Raw genomic sequence first — 14,543 nt, forward strand, 5'->3', positions numbered from 1 at the left:
CCTCGCAACGTCTTCAATGCCGTTGTAAAGCAGGCCTTGTCGAAAACCGTGGCCGGATACTTTAACCATAACCCATTAGGGGACGCCCCGCTCACGACAGTCACCATACATTAGCAAACGGAACAATGCCTTCTGACCCGCGTTTTAATTGCATAAGCGTTGGCGAAATGTGGAGGCAACCCAACGCGGAGTCCGGACGGTCTGGCTACCCTCTACCCCAAAGACCGTCTGGATCTCCCCCGCAATTTCACAGTTGAATCCCGCCTGCGCCGGCGCATACTCGAAGTGGGCTAACGTGGGCCTATTCAGCCCGGGGCCGGCTGGGATTAGGGCTATGAGCAAAGCGCTTGGATCTCGCACAGAGATGATAACGCCTGACGATTTCGAGAAAATAGACGGCGTCTTCCGGGAAATGGTTCAGGAAAGGAACCTCGCCTTTGATAGCGAAGAAGCAATCGCGCTCGCAGCGCGGCTGATCAGCCTTTTTCAAAGCGGCATTCACGATCAGGCTGCGCTGAAGCTGATGGCGAGCTAACTGAGAGCGTAGCCGACTCCACGCCGGGACACGTGGAAAAGAGCGGCCTTCTTTGGAAGTTCTGTGGCGTAAGAAGGCCGCAGCAATATCAGCAATACCTAAATATACAGCTAAATCTGACGATTGGCGAGAACAATCGCGTGCAAGGCGTTTCGGGCGGAGACGAACAAGCTCTCTTATTTACGCGTGTTCGCCTCGTTGAATAAGGGCGCCTCGAGCGGGTCGTCGGCACGCTTGTCCACTCGAGGTCACCCGCTCCAATCCTCGAAGGCGCGTAAGTCCAAGTCCACCCCGACCACGAATGGCACGTCCGCCCCGGCAACGGTAATAGATGTCTTGCCTTTCAGTTCATCATGCGCGGAACCGGGCCAGCACATGAACGCTCGTCTCTTCCGGGCACTTTCATAAAATCAGCGATGAGGGGAACGACCAGCGCCCTGGTGTCGATCGTCAGTAGGGGGGCATTGCCGAGATGGTGCCGAAACTGCGGGCGAAGCATCGCCGCGCAAATCGTCAGACGAGGGTCCGGTGGAGCGGACGTTTAACTTGGGCCGCTGGTTCTATATTCAGATGGTCGACGCAACGGCCATCGCGTTATGAGGACCAGCCTGCAAATGACGACTGCCTGAACCATTGGCCGGCTACCCCGGCCCTTCCCTTCCGCCATCATTAGGAGGCGGATCGGCAAGCTGCACTTTCAACCTCGGCAATTACGTCGCTGATTTCCCGCTCTGCTTTTTTCTCGATGCCTATGAACCGGTTCTCAGCATTTTGGCTCGTGAGAATGAGTTCATCCAGCTTCGCTTGAATTGCTTCATTGTCGCGATTTTGCGTGTTCTGCAACACGAAGACCATCAGAAACGTAATGATGGTAGTGCCCGTATTGATAACAAGCTGCCAGTTTTCGGAGAACCCGAAAAAAGGCCCGCTTACGGCCCACACAGCAATTAAAAGCACGGCCGCGACGAAGATAACAGGCTTCCCCGCCCAATGGGCAATCGTGTTGGCGAAGCGCGTGAACAAGTTTTCCATTGTTGCTTATCCGTTGTTGTAGTTTCCATCATTTCAACGGCTTAGATAGATCTTTGTTCCGGCCTGGCAGGGGCGCAGAGAAAGTGCCTCTGTTGGCCAAAAGTTGGTGCTTCATGTGTCGCAATCGCGCTGGATTGGCGACGCTGCGCGCGACGATCAAAGCTTTTCGAATTCAACGAGCCTGCGGTCGAGTCATACTGGATTGCAGCCGCCGACGTTGCGGCGATCCCAGATAGCAATCGGTCAAGGCACTGTACGTCAACTGAGCGTGATCCGGTGCGACCAGAATCCAGGCCGCTCTGGGTCTGCTGTTTGGTGAAGCGCCGCCGCACCGCTACGATCTGCGTAAGTCGTCTCTGCTCAGCCGCAATGAGACGGAGCCCGGGTTAGGTCACCGCTGCCTATTTTCAGTGTCCAATTGCTCAATCGGGGCCGTGAGATGCTTTCCGTTCTAGCTGCGGCCAAAAAATTGTAACTGGGGCATATTTGATGGCACGGCAGAGATTGCGATGCTCTTGAAATTACCTATTGTTGTCGTGGAACACCGTTATGAGGCTAATGCTGATATGCGCGTTTTCGTTCTGCTGATGGGCTTGCCTGGCGTCGGGAAGCTGACAATTGCTAAAGAACTAAGCACCCTCGTTTCTGCAAAAGTCATCGATAACCATTGGTTCAACAATCCGATATTCCGCCTCCTGGACGATGACGGGATTACGCCCCTCCCGAACGGGATATCGGAATACACTGGAAGAATCCGACAGGTAGTTCTGGACGCGATTGTGGCCCACAGCCCCACTTCGGCAAGCTTCATCTTCACGCAGGCCCTTGTCGAAGGCAATCAAGGCAGTATTCGCACGTTTGAACAGATAGCCGGCGCGGCGCAGCAAAGTGCGGCGCCGCTCATTCCCATAAGATTGCTTTGCGATGAGGACGAGTTGGCGCGCCGTGTTTCCACTCCCACACGTCGTGAGCAACTAAAGTCGATTGACGCAATAGCCTCCAGACAGAGAAGCAGATAAGCTCGGGTCTTCGATCCCCAACACCCGTTTGCCTCGGATTTGGACGTCACTTCGAAATCAGCGAAGGCCAGTGCAGCGGCGATCCAGCAACATGTTATCCGAGTGATTGCCGGTGATTTTGGCCCACCTCGAACGAGAGGTTTCGTTACCTAGAATTACGATTGGTTCTCCCGGTATTGTCCACGACCAGTCCCGACATGTGTGCATAAGTCTCTGCTTTGGACCACCTGAAGCCACGGAGGCTTCGATAGCCGCGGCGATGGCCAAGTTATTCCGCCGCGTCACCAAGCGGCAAAGACGTTGGGCTGGAGCGCCTCGATGACAAGGCGGTCGCCCGCCTCCGCGGCCCTGGCCGCCGGCCTGCATGGCGACCTCAGTGAGAACGAGCCTGCGGCCAAATTCTCCGGTCATTCGTTGCGCGCGGCCGGCCCCCTCGGGCGAGGTTGAGCGTCATGTGCAAAAGCTGATCGGCCATGCGAGCGCGGATATGATCCGCAAATCCCAGCGCCGACGCGACGGATTTAGGTTCAATTTGACGAAGGCCGCGGGGCTGTAGGGACCTTATCCCGCCAGCATACGTGCGAGCATATTTCTGATGTGGTCCTGCGCACCGTAGAAGATAGCCGCTATAATAATTGTGCGGCTATGTTCTACCGGTAGAAACCAAATAGCCCTGTTGTCCCGCCGAAGAAACCGCATCTCGGGATCAATATCGGGCCGCAGCGTCCCGATATAGGGCGTATCGACGAGGCGATCGATTTCGACACGCAAATTGCGGATCCGTTCAGCGGTACGCTCCACAGCCTCGCCAGGCGGGTCCCCGAGTTCGACATAGGCGTCGAACAGATGATCGAAGATCAACTCGAAATCGCGTTCGGCATCTTTAGAATATTCAAGAGCCCACACGAACAACCCGTCGCTTCCGCTCGATCATTGCCGCGACGCGGCTTTCCATTTCCGTCGCAGAAATCATCGGTCCGTTCAATCGCCGCTGGAGCAATTCCCGAAGCGCTGCCGTTTCAACGGCCTCAGTTTCCGTCTTTTGCCGAAGCAGTTCGAGGCCCTGCTGAAGAACGGAACTCATGCTGGAATACCGGCCGCTCTCAACCAGCGAACGGGCAAACGCATCCTGCTGGTCGGTCAGCGAGATCGACGATTTGACACTCATCGGTTCAACTCCTTTGAGCTTAACTTGCTACTCAGTAGCACATTTGTCAATCTACGAGATGATCCGTTAGGGCGACAAAGTCAGGGGTGTCGGACCGGATCGCCTCGATGGCAAGGAGGTGGCGCACCTAGTCGAGCGAACCGTGATTGCCGCCGTCGCGGGTGGCGACGCCGCCGAGACCGAGCGAGGACTTGAATTCTTTGGCCATTGGCTGCCCGCGGGTCCAGCGTTTCGACGGGTTGACGAGCGATATGTGCAAAAGCATCGGCGGCACGCTGAAAAACGACGCAGCAAATACTGCGCCGACGCGACCGCTGCCACACCAATCTCACGAAGGCGTCGGGGCTTGAGCGCCCTCCCCTGCTCCCGGTATGAAACGTTAGGTCAAAATTCAGATCTGGGTTTTCAGCATGGCGCTTCAGTTGAAATCGGATGAAGCATAAACCCACTGAAGTATCACCGAAAATTCCCCAAACGGAAGTTAATTGCCAGTAAGGTTCCCTCATTCATGTGCAAGTCTTTACTCGCCTCATAATTGCCGTCTCACTTTCGATCGGAAACGAACTGAAATGGACTATTTCCGTTGGCCAGCCCGCATCGGCCGCGTCGTTGTTCTAAGCGCCTGCGCTCTCGTCCGGATTGTTTTTCTCGAAAACAGACACTAGCAACCCGCCTTTCAGCTCTTCTGAAGATCCAACGGCGCCGTCGTCACACTGGTCGGCCTAATGACGAGCCGCCGCCAACCAGCTTCCTCCACACATACGCGCATCATGCGTTTACGAAACCGGCCATCGGCGATACGTGGGCTGCTTAGCACAAACTGCATACGTCCCTATAAAGGAGAGCCTAACGTCGCGGCGCGATTAGAATCGTGATTGGACATTCGCCAAGACAAGCGTAACGCGTTGAGGACGGAAATGGCCGGCGCCGGTTTGATCGTCTGAATGGAGGCGAACATGAGGCACCAAACACGCGAGCAATTACCGGTAGTAGCGCAGGTCGAACAGGGGCCTGCAGCAAATGACCCTTTCTCGCAACGACCGCTTGGAGCGCTGGGCGGGACTTCTTGAGCAGAAGCCGCAGCAGCTACTCTCCACGCCGTCCGAAATCGAGTATCAGCCGTCTCGTCTGCGCGACAAAATGCGTTGCGATAACTCGCCATCTCGGTTGCGTCCGAAGACCCCGTTTTGCGCTCGGCCGGGTTGAAAAACGATACCTTCGGCGAAGCAAGGCGCTTTTTCGAAGTGAGTGCCGAGCAATTGCACGAGGTGATCTGCTACTGCCATTTCGGCACAACTATCAGTGGGGCGAGCTGCTCGGACTGTCAGATCACTGCTGCTTTAGAGCGTTGAACATTGGCAACGACCGTGAGCGGACACCCCTGCTGACCATTGCCGGGGTGTCCGTCAAGAACGTGAAGGCGCGACCAATCGATGCGAAAGCCGCATTTTTGTGAGGCGACAGAGCACGATTCAACGAATTCAGGCATCAAAGGGATGCTGAAGACTCTTGACTGAATCTCGTGGAAATGCGAATCTCACCTTGCTACAGATCGAGAAGGGCTCCACGACGGAAACGTTTGGGGCCTTTTTCTTTATCCATCAGCCTCCTGAAGCCTGACTTTGCTGGAACTCCGCGTACAACTCATCGAGCTTATGCTCGACGAATGAACCGAAGTCGGCTGCTACGCGCTTGTCGAATACGATGCTCAGGCGCTCGCCATTTTCCGAAACCCGCACGGCCTTCTCGCCCGAACCGTCTTTCCACACCGATTTTCTAGCCGGCTCTGGCACCTGCTTCAGGCAGTTGTACACGGCGAGAAAGCGGTCATCTGACGAGAAGTTTTTGAAAGCTGGCTCTTCGATCAGCTTCAACGCTGCCTGGTGCTTTGGCTTATCTTCCATCAGATCCGCAATATCGGCCCAACGGGTACGGCCGAACCCCGGAGCTGGCCCTACTGCCTCGATGAGGGTGCCCGGTAGCCGTGTGACGAGGGCGATCATGCGTGAGAGCGCTGCCTTGTCGACGCCCAGAGCCGACATGATGACGTCCCTGCTGAACTCGCGTTGCTCAAGGCGCGAAGCGAAAAAGGACCGCTCAATGAAGGAAAGATCGGTGCGCGCGTTGTTCTCTTGTCCCTGGCTGACGACCAGTTGCTCGTCGCTCAGATCCCTGACAACAGCCTTGATCGTACCGCCGATCTGACGAACGGCCGCTAGGCGCCTATGGCCGTATGCAACCTGATAACGGCCATCGCTTGTCGGGTGCGGCCTGACGAGGATTGGGACCTGCTGGCCATGCTCGCGAATCTGAGCCTCCAGGAGATCCTGATCGTCCTGGCTAACGCCCAATCGATCCGAAACGAAGGAAACGTCGATCAGCTCTGGGTCCAGTTCGACGACAGCCTGACCCTTGGCCAACTGCTTTTCAAGGTCCTCGACGCGTTGCGCGCGTTCGTTGATGCCACCCAGAGATTGCGAGATGGCGCCAACCGGTGAAGCGCGCTTCAACGGCTTTTCAAAACCCGCCAAAGGGCGCAATTCGGCAAGCGGGCGCTCATGTTGCACACCGAGCGACGAGGGGAGATCCCCCTGTTCTATTCCGAAGACATTTTTGCGCGCCATCGCTTATTTCCTTCCCCAGGTCTGCTTCACGAGTTCCTCGATTTCGGCGTTTACCGCCGTCAGAGACTCGAGTGCACGATCGTATGTGCCGCGGGTAAACTGGTTTCGATCGACTTCGTACAACGTCTGCTTGGTAAGGCCGGCATCCGATACCGCCGTCGACTTGACCATCGCATTTTCGAGAACGCGATTTCCGAAGATCGAGCGCATGAAGCCCGCCATTTGCGACTGAGGGCCATCATTTGGCTCGTAGCGCGTCACGAGGTAACGCAGCCAGTCGTAGTCCATCGTGCCGCCGGCGTTCTCGACGACCTCGAGTAGGTCGCCTGTCATGTGCAGGAACTGGCTCATGGACATGACGTCGAGCATCTGCGGGTGAACCGTGATGAGAACCGAGGTCGCCGCGCAGAGCGCCGACAGTGTTAGGAACCCAAGCTGGGGAGGGCAGTCGATAACGACGATGTCGTAGGCGCTTTCGATTTCGGCCAGGCATTCGCCGATGCGGGCAAAGAACATGGAATCGCTGCGACCACGAGCGATCAAAGCCTTGGGGGTCTCGTGTTCGAATTCCATCAATTCCAGGTTCCCCGGAATGATGTGCAAATTGGGCGTATATGTCGCTCGAACGATTTCGGTTATGTCTCTTCGCTCTTCATCGTAGCGGATTGCGCCATAAAGCGTCTCGTTTTCGCCTACGTCGAGCTCTGGCTGATGACCGAAGAGCGCGGATAGCGATGCCTGCGGGTCGAGATCGATTGCAAGTACGCGGTAGCCGCGAAGGGCAAGGAATTGTGCGAGATGGGCAGACGAGGTCGTCTTACCCGAGCCACCCTTGAAGTTCATGACGGAAATGACCTGGAGCTTTTCGCCATCCTGGCGATGCCGGATATAGCGGCGAGGTCCCTTTCCGCCCTCGTCCAGCAGACGGCGCAGCTCCTGAATATCTTCGACGCTGTACAACCGTCTGCCGTTGGGGAGCGGCTCTGGGCCATGCCCTTCCGAAACAATCTGCCTGAGGTAACCTTGATGAATTCCGATGAAGTCGGCGGCTTCGGCGGGTGTGAAGCTGCGTATCGTCTTGCGTGCGGTCGGTGGGAAGGTGCGTTGCTGATGCGCCTGCAATTGACGCGACAATTCCTCTGCGTCAGAAGCGATTAGGGAGCGTAGTCCACCAGCATCTTTCAGAGGTTTGTTGAGCATCGGTTTCTCTTTTGTCCTATCCGCGCTTATTTGCGGTTTTGACGGCAATATGCGCTGATCAGGAGTAACCCGATTCCAACATGGGCTGCAACCCTCTCGGTTGCGTTGTGCATGTACAACTTATCTCAATCTCCTTTGGGTCACGGCTGCGCAGTTGTACGTGTACAACAGACGGCAGCAGAATGGACAGCGCCCGCTCGCTTCGCTCGAGGTTGCGTTCGGCAGGCGGGTCGGTGTTTGGAGCCGAATACTTCTTCGATGCGTCCATTGCCTGATTTTTTGCCCTGGTGGATGCCCATTCTGTTCAGTAGCTGGCGCAAAATCCAACCGGAGTTGCCCAAGGAACATGCGCGGCTAGCCTACGTTGCCCACAGTTATGCGAGTTTGCGCGATCCGCCTTTGCCAGGGAGCCTTCCTTTGAGCGCAGGCAACATTGTTCGCAGGCTTGTTTCGTCGTTGCAGGCAACCCGCTCACGGGTGGCGTGGCCACCTTTTGTATGTTAGAAAGTGAGTCCTAGCGTTCGATGCGCCAAAAAATGGATGAATCGAAAGCCGCCGTAACGTCCGACTGACGGAACGTAACGTGCTATTAGTTTCCGTATACGTATAAGTATCAATTATATCAAAGGGTTGGGGCCGCTGTGGTTGGCCCAAGAACCGCGCATTTGCGCGCGGTTTGTCCTGCAACTCAGTTTACGCCAGTTTTATCAGGGCAAAAGTTATTCCCGGGTGGTTGTACATGTACAACTCCGGAATTGAGGCGGTGTTAACAGGCCCAGGGGCAGGAGCGCAGTCATGAAGGCGGATGGCCGTTCAACCGCGTTCGCGCTCGATATGCTTGGAACCGTCCGCTTCCCGTTCGGATTGCCCAGAACGCTAATAACTCGCCGGTATCATTTATCGTTCCGAAGGTTGGCAATCGGGAGCGCTCACGGGGAGCAGAACCTACACCACAGCATCCCCCTTCACACCGGAACTGGCTCCAATTGTTGACGTTTGGTAGGAGACGAGTTCCGGAGGCCGAACATGCGCGAAACGTGGGAAGAATGCGTCATTGTAGAGCTGCAGCAGCCACACGGCGTTCAGATCGTGTGGGACCCGGCGCACGCAGCCCGTCTCCTTACCGATTGCTGGCCAGTTCAGTGCGGATTTCGCTATGGAACGGCGCTTAATCGCTGCACAGACGCTGCGTTCGGCACATACCCCTGGAAGCAGGCTCGGTCTGCATTCATCGCGGCTATCGACGAGGAGCGAGTTAGAAAATTGCGCTGAGGTCGGTGCGAAACCCCGGGCTTCGGAACATTTCCTAGTGAACGAAGTTGGTAGCCTTCATGAAGAGCACGGAAGAACAGGCAAAAACCGGCATGATAACGTTCGTCGCGGCAATATTCGCGCTCGCGCTCATTATCGCCGGAGCATATTTCGTGTTCTGGACGCCAGCTGAGCCAGAGGGCCAGCGAGCGCCTCATGCGATTGATCAAAGCAAGTAGAGGCGATGGATCCGCGCGACACACCCACAGACCTTCCCACCTCCACAGACATGCCCTGGCAGAAAAGACGAAAACTGTTGGCGGGTCGCGGGCTTGCGGTGATTGTCGGGGTGGCGATCGGTGCCTTCGCTATTTACGGCTTTATCGGGTAATTTCGTTAGCAGTCAGTAGGCGCCTGGTTGCTGGTGTCGAGGGTGCCGGGACCGCTGTTCGTGCGGTGAAACCACGTCAGGCCCCGATCGCAACGGCGTCAGGCTCCCAAGATCGTCAGCGACGCGGGCAACTCGCGCGAAAGGGCGAATGCCACGGCCGGGGCGATGAAGCCGCCCGAGCCGAAAGGGGGCGGCCAAGCGGCAACAAGATTTTTTTCGACGTCTTCCTTTTCATACCCTTGAAGTGCCGATGTGCGTTTCCAATATCGATTTCGTCTTCTTTTCATCCGGTAGAATGTCAAGGAGGAACCAATGCACATTCCGGAGATGCCATGGTCGGTGCCGCTGTTGGTGCGGCTGCAAAACGGTACGAGCCGAGTTTTCTCCTCGGTCTACGATGCACTCGATTTTCTCGAGAATGAATGGCCACTTCGACGTGGACAACGCTACGAACGGGCGATTAGGACCTGCCGCGGCGCGCTCAATGGATCGACACCAATAGCGGTGGCTCGAGAAGCATTTATTGCTGCATGCCTGGAAGCTGGTATGCCGGCCACCGGAAGGTTCGAGCATCTGCGAACATCGAAGCGCAATGACGACAGTCCGCAAAGAGCGGCCTAGTGCTGCCAAAAATGCGTCCAATGGACAGCATCCACTCCTGGCCCCTACGTGGGGCCCTTTCTTTGTTAGCTGATATGCCGTTCATCGGATGGGAGTGCCGGCATCGAGCTTGCGGAACCTTCTTGAGGCAAGGGGGTTCGTCTCTCGACTAGCGTTTTGTGGCGGGCCGGTAGGGAGTTGGCTATGAAATTGGAGAAGATTGGCAAAGCAAGGTTGAAGCTCCGCTTGCCATCGTACCGGCATGTGCTGTCGGAGCTGAGAAGCCCGGCCTTAACCGAAATCTGCATCGCTTACGCAGAGGCATCGATGCAGCTGGATAGACTCCGCTTCTGTAGCTGCCCTGATGTGCTCCTGATTGACGAATACGAACGTGTTTGTCGTGAGCTCGAAAACAGCATTGAACCGTATCTTCGTATGTTTCGGCCTCCCCTTACGTCTAAAGTACGATGATGTGATCGGAGGCGCCCCCTGACCTCCGCAGGTAAGCTTCTGCCGGCTTCCACGCAATATGGGATTTGCCATCCAGCCCGAAGCCGGAGACCCTGCGCGCTCGCGAATGGACGTCGTTCGGAACTCGCGCCGCTTCTTCACGTTCTAATAAGATGAAGATGACTTCAGACGAAGACAGCGCCTTACTCGCGACGTTGCGGGCCTCAGCTCGCATCCATTTCCCCGATGCAGACGAGGCTGATGAGCTTGTGGCGCGCGCACTCAAAGTCGCCATTGCCGAAACGGAAGCAGGTCGAGCAAAACGCGACAGGAAACGCTGGCTGCTGCGCCTCATGGACATTCCCTGATCACTTGGAGACCGGTTCGAGAGCGCTTTCCCGAGAAGCCGGTCGGTGTCTCAGTGCGGCGCGTCCACACTGGCCGCAAGCAACCGCAAGCGTTCGCCAGGAGCCGGAACGATGAAGCCGTGCCTGAAGGTGGCGATTGCGAGCAGCAAAACACCTGCCCGCTGCGAATCGCGTGCCTGCGAAAATCACCGGCGGCACGGTACGAGCGCCGGCGGATATGCCGATCCAAGTGGATCCCCAAAATGAGGCACAGGATGGATACTGTAACGGTTAAAAGCAGATTATACCGTTACAACTTCATCTTGCCAATTTTGTTCCCCAGTTCGATAATTGATGGATGCAGCCCAGACCGATCGCCGAACTGCGCCTCCTTGGTGGACATCCCGTGCTCGACTACGTCAACACCGTGGACAGCCGCAAGGATCGCATCGGACCCGACGCCCTTGTTTCGTTCAATCATTTGCTCGAATGGGCAACCCGGGTTGAACTCATAGGCACTGCCGATGCAGCTCGGCTCGCTTCAAAAGCCGCGGCGCATCCACAAATCGCGGAAAAAGCATTTGAAGAGGCACGGGCCCTACGAGAGGCTATTTACGTAATCGCGCTAGCCGAAGTCCGGGGCGAAGCACCGCCGGAAAAGGACCTGCACTTGATCGGTCGCATGGCGAAACGATGGCTTGCCGGCCGATCCATCCTGATGCAACAGGATGGACAGATCGCCTGGAGCGAATCCGTGCAAGACCCCCAAGACATCGCTTCCAAGATTGCATGCTTGGCCGTTGACCTGTTTACAACCCGCGACGCCCGTCGCGCGATCAAGCAGTGCCCCGGTCACAATTGTGGCTGGCTGTTTCTCGATCACTCGCGATCCGGCCGAAGACATTGGTGCTCGGACGACATCTGCGGGACATATGCCCGAGTGAAGCGATACCGTTCGAAAGAATCCAGCTAGAGGCGTTTTTCACCGCCGCGGGCACGGGTTTTAGCCGTTGGACCGTATTTCTGGGCCTCCGGACTTTGGCTCGGCTGCCACGGATGGCAACCCTGGAGCGACCGAGGAACACACAAGCCCTGGCGGCGTTCAGTTTGTATCGGATTCCAGGAGGACCTCATGATCATTACCAAGGTCAATGAAAAGCTCAGCATCATGGCTCAGCCCGCGACGGACGAGTTCCAGTCGTTTGCAGATCAGGGCTTTACCGGGCTGATCAATGTGCGGCCCGATGGAGAGGACGAGGAGCAGCCGGGCAGCGAGCAGGAAGCCGCCGCGGCGAAGAAAGCTCGGATGTCCTACACCTTCATCCCCGTGACCCTCCCCACGGTAACAGAATCCGAGGTTGCCGCATTTCAAGAAGCTCTTGATGAAGCCGAGGGACCGGTCGTGGCACATTGTAAGTCAGGAAGGCGTGCCCTCCATCTGTACGCGATCGGCGAGGTCCTCGCCGGCCGCATGCGTCGCTCCGAGGTCCAGGAATTCGGCCATCTGCATGGTTTTGACCTGACCGAAGCTACCGCTTGGTTGGAGAACCATTTTGCGCAGCGACCCAACGTCAGGGGCTTTTTCGACGAGCGCACTTGCAGCATCCAGTACGTTGTGTCCGACCCTGAGACGGGCAGCTGCGCCATCATCGACCCCGTCCTCGACTATGATGAAAAGGCAGGCGCAATCGGCGCGATGAATGCCAATGCGATCCTCCAATACGTCAACGAAAACGCGCTCTCGGTCGAGTGGATCCTCGACACTCATCCCCACGCCGATCATTTCTCGGCCGCCTATTACCTCGCAGGGCAGACTGGCGCCCCAATCGCGATCGGCGATCGGATCGTCGAGGTTCAGAAAATCTGGAGAACTATTTACGAGTGGCCGGACCTGTCTGCCGACGGGTCGCATTGGAACCGGTTGTTTGCGGACGGCGAAACCTTCAATGTCGGCTCGATCGATGCCAGGGTCCTTTATTCGCCAGGTCACACCCCAGCCTCCGTCACCTATATCATTGGTGATGCCGTTTTTGTTCACGACACCATTCTGATGCCCGATAGCGGCACGGCTCGCACCGATTTTCCAGGTGGAGATGCGAGCTCCCTATGGCAGTCGATCCAACGAATCCTAGCTCTTCCAGAGGCTTCGCGGGTGTTTACCGGGCACGATTACCAGGCCCACGGGCGCGCTCCCCGGTGGGAAAGCACGGTGGCGGAGCAAAAGCGGACCAACATTCATCTCGATGGTTTTTCGCTTGAAGACTTCGTTAAACTTCGCGTCGAAAAGGACGCCCAGCTACCTTTGCCGAAGCTCATCCTTCACGCCCTTCAGGTCAATCTTCGCGCGGGCCGCCTTCCCGAGCCCGGAAGCGACGGCAGGCCGCATCTGAAAATCCCAATTGGCGCTTTCGACGCAGCGGCCTGGCGATAAGAAAGCGTCTTTTACGTTTAGCGAGACAACAATCCACACGCAGCATGGCTTCTGATCTTTTTTTCTCGTTTAGATTGAGGCATTCTCCCGCCGCGTTACAGGAGAACATCATGTCCTACGATTGGGAAGGTGCGCGCCGCCGGCGATACAGACAGGCAAGGCTTTGGTTCCTGGTGGCTCTGGCCGCATGGTTAGTTGCGCTTGCGATGGCGCCGTAGCGACCGCTCAAGGCTTCTCCCCACCCCAAAAGGTGCGTCATCGGAACATCGGCGTGTTCAATGGTTTTGGTGGCACTCCATCATGTTTCTGAAAGCTGGCCTTTTCATCTTTTTTGAAGAGGCCGTTTTTTCAGCACATTTCGCGCTGGCGAGCATTTCTCGGCTTCGGGCAAGGTTCGGCCTGCCCTCTCGAATGGGTCGGCCTTTGCGCTGGCGGCGTCTGCCGAGGATAAGGCGGCCGAAAGTCGCGCGGGCGTGCATCGCCGCATGGATGAGCTTGTCGGTCGCGTTGGTCATCTCCAAACGTCAACGGCAACGATTGTTGCCGACGTTGCGGAGATGAAACCGTTCACCGATGACGTGAAGCGTTGGAAGCTGATGGGTCGGTGCGCTCGGGGTCACCGGTATTGCGGCGATGGCTCTCCGCGCGAGTTTCGCCGAGGCAATCAGGCGCATTGTTTTTGTAGTGACGGAGCGCCTTCAAACCCGTCGCCCAGGGCGTGAGTTTCTGATTGCTATCTAGTTAATCACCCGTGGAGCCATTGTTAGTATCGCCGCCACCGCCGAAGCCGGAATCACCACCGCTATTGCCAGGATCGCCGCCGCCGCCGAAGCCGGAATCACCGCCGCCATTGCCATGATCGCCGCCACCCCCGAAGCCGGAATCACCGCCGCGAGTACCAGGATCTCCACCACCGCCGTGGCCGGAATCACCGCCGCCATTGCCAGGATCTCCACCACCGCCGTGGCCGGAATCACCGCCGCGAGTACCAGGATCGCCGCCACCGCCTTGGCCGGAATCACCACCGCCAGTACCAGGATCTCCACCACCGCCGTGGCCGGAATCACCGCCGCCAGTGCCAGGATCTCCACCACCGCCGTGGCCGGAATCACCGCCGCGAGTACCAGGATCGCCGCCACCGCCTTGGCCGGAATCACCACCGCTAGTACCCGGACCGCCGGCACCGCCGCCGCCCGGACTGGTGCGGGTCCGACCCGTGTTACCATTCGATGTTGCGATTGCGTTTATCGCCGGGATCGGCTGACATTTTTCTCCTCCGCCATCATTGATGATGTTGGCCGCTCCAAGCGCGCTACACTGACCCGGGAAAATGGAGCGCTCAGTGATTTGCCCTTGCGCCGGGACGGCTATTGTTAAGAAACCTGCCGACACCACGGCCAGACCGGTGCTTATTAGAAGTTCACGTACCACGTTCATTTCGACCTCACTAAATTAGATATTGGTTAAATAACCTTGAGTGAGGAAAATGGTTCCT

Annotated in this window: 16 protein-coding genes and 2 pseudogenes; 10 read left to right on the forward strand and 8 right to left on the reverse strand. The window is 57.0% G+C overall.

Features of this window, described 5'->3' with window-relative positions:
* Positions 1-334 precede the first annotated feature (334 nt).
* Positions 335-535 (forward strand): hypothetical protein, encoded by a 201-nt coding sequence (locus tag J3R84_RS30525; protein WP_203530088.1) that lies wholly within the window; start codon positions 335-337, stop codon positions 533-535.
* Between the two features lie 669 nt (positions 536-1,204).
* On the opposite strand, the gene J3R84_RS30530 is transcribed toward J3R84_RS30525, so the two are convergent.
* Complete coding sequence (locus tag J3R84_RS30530) at positions 1,205-1,567, reverse strand: low affinity iron permease family protein (RefSeq protein ID WP_082571828.1); 363 nt, start codon at positions 1,565-1,567, stop codon at positions 1,205-1,207.
* Positions 1,568-2,133: 566 nt separating this feature from the next.
* On the opposite strand from J3R84_RS30530, the pseudogene J3R84_RS30535 reads away from it, so the two are divergent.
* Both J3R84_RS30535 and J3R84_RS30540 read left to right on the forward strand, forming a co-directional pair.
* A pseudogene (locus J3R84_RS30535) lies at positions 2,134-2,739 on the forward strand (DEAD/DEAH box helicase family protein).
* A 103-nt stretch (positions 2,740-2,842) separates the two neighbouring features.
* Positions 2,843-3,142 (forward strand): annotated as a pseudogene (locus tag J3R84_RS30540) (site-specific integrase); the annotation flags it as partial.
* Positions 3,143-3,147: 5 nt separating this feature from the next.
* On the opposite strand, the gene J3R84_RS30545 reads toward J3R84_RS30540, so the two are convergent.
* The 5 genes from J3R84_RS30545 to repA all read right to left on the reverse strand — a co-directional run bounded on the left by J3R84_RS30545 (position 3,148) and on the right by repA (position 7,578).
* A complete protein-coding gene (locus J3R84_RS30545; RefSeq protein WP_156612986.1) occupies positions 3,148-3,498 on the reverse strand; it encodes a type II toxin-antitoxin system RelE/ParE family toxin in 351 nt (116 codons plus the stop codon).
* Positions 3,479-3,754 (reverse strand): type II toxin-antitoxin system ParD family antitoxin, encoded by a 276-nt coding sequence (locus J3R84_RS30550; RefSeq protein WP_057224905.1) that lies wholly within the window; start codon positions 3,752-3,754, stop codon positions 3,479-3,481. Before J3R84_RS30550 ends, J3R84_RS30545 begins: the two co-directional genes overlap by 20 nt.
* Positions 3,755-3,881: 127 nt before the next feature.
* On the reverse strand, positions 3,882-4,019 hold the full coding sequence (locus J3R84_RS30555) for a hypothetical protein (RefSeq protein ID WP_203530087.1): 138 nt from the start codon (positions 4,017-4,019) through the stop codon (positions 3,882-3,884).
* Positions 4,020-5,355: 1,336 nt separating this feature from the next.
* Positions 5,356-6,378 carry a plasmid partitioning protein RepB gene (gene repB, locus J3R84_RS30560; RefSeq protein ID WP_203530086.1) on the reverse strand — a complete coding sequence of 341 codons (1,023 nt, stop codon included), beginning with the start codon at positions 6,376-6,378 and terminating at the stop codon, positions 5,356-5,358.
* A 3-nt stretch (positions 6,379-6,381) separates the two neighbouring features.
* On the reverse strand, positions 6,382-7,578 hold the full coding sequence (repA, locus tag J3R84_RS30565; protein WP_057224908.1) for a plasmid partitioning protein RepA: 1,197 nt from the start codon (positions 7,576-7,578) through the stop codon (positions 6,382-6,384).
* Between the two features lie 1,026 nt (positions 7,579-8,604).
* On the opposite strand from repA, the gene J3R84_RS30570 reads away from it, so the two are divergent.
* From J3R84_RS30570 to blh, 6 genes are all read left to right on the forward strand, one after another.
* Positions 8,605-8,850 carry a DUF982 domain-containing protein gene (locus tag J3R84_RS30570; protein ID WP_057224910.1) on the forward strand — a complete coding sequence of 82 codons (246 nt, stop codon included), beginning with the start codon at positions 8,605-8,607 and terminating at the stop codon, positions 8,848-8,850.
* A 59-nt stretch (positions 8,851-8,909) separates the two neighbouring features.
* Positions 8,910-9,068 carry a hypothetical protein gene (locus J3R84_RS30575; RefSeq protein WP_200954048.1) on the forward strand — a complete coding sequence of 53 codons (159 nt, stop codon included), beginning with the start codon at positions 8,910-8,912 and terminating at the stop codon, positions 9,066-9,068.
* A gap of 464 nt (positions 9,069-9,532) precedes the next feature.
* Positions 9,533-9,841: a DUF982 domain-containing protein gene (locus tag J3R84_RS30580; protein WP_082571829.1), complete on the forward strand. Its 309-nt coding sequence runs from the start codon at positions 9,533-9,535 to the stop codon at positions 9,839-9,841.
* 608 nt (positions 9,842-10,449) lie between these two features.
* Positions 10,450-10,638, forward strand: coding sequence for a hypothetical protein (locus J3R84_RS30585; protein ID WP_156408527.1), 189 nt, complete (start codon positions 10,450-10,452; stop codon positions 10,636-10,638).
* A 385-nt stretch (positions 10,639-11,023) separates the two neighbouring features.
* On the forward strand, positions 11,024-11,590 hold the full coding sequence (locus J3R84_RS30590) for a CGNR zinc finger domain-containing protein (RefSeq protein WP_162254168.1): 567 nt from the start codon (positions 11,024-11,026) through the stop codon (positions 11,588-11,590).
* A gap of 159 nt (positions 11,591-11,749) precedes the next feature.
* Positions 11,750-13,048: a bifunctional sulfur transferase/dioxygenase Blh gene (blh, locus tag J3R84_RS30595; RefSeq protein WP_203530085.1), complete on the forward strand. Its 1,299-nt coding sequence runs from the start codon at positions 11,750-11,752 to the stop codon at positions 13,046-13,048.
* Between the two features lie 275 nt (positions 13,049-13,323).
* On the opposite strand, the gene J3R84_RS30600 is transcribed toward blh, so the two are convergent.
* Positions 13,324-13,563, reverse strand: a complete 240-nt coding sequence (locus tag J3R84_RS30600) for a hypothetical protein (RefSeq protein ID WP_171521223.1) — start codon at positions 13,561-13,563, stop codon at positions 13,324-13,326.
* On the opposite strand from J3R84_RS30600, the gene J3R84_RS38895 reads away from it, so the two are divergent.
* Positions 13,534-13,770 carry a DUF1515 family protein gene (locus J3R84_RS38895; protein ID WP_354006124.1) on the forward strand — a complete coding sequence of 79 codons (237 nt, stop codon included), beginning with the start codon at positions 13,534-13,536 and terminating at the stop codon, positions 13,768-13,770. The two genes, J3R84_RS30600 and J3R84_RS38895, sit on opposite strands and share 30 nt — an antisense overlap.
* 15 nt (positions 13,771-13,785) lie before the next feature.
* Here the strand turns inward: J3R84_RS38895 and J3R84_RS30605 are convergent, their stop codons facing one another.
* Positions 13,786-14,208, reverse strand: coding sequence for a hypothetical protein (locus J3R84_RS30605; RefSeq protein ID WP_207932904.1), 423 nt, complete (start codon positions 14,206-14,208; stop codon positions 13,786-13,788).
* Positions 14,209-14,543 lie beyond the last annotated feature (335 nt).

Origin of the sequence: Ensifer canadensis (genome assembly GCF_017488845.2) — a bacterium.
Taxonomy (GTDB): Bacteria; Pseudomonadota; Alphaproteobacteria; order Rhizobiales; family Rhizobiaceae; genus Ensifer; species Ensifer canadensis.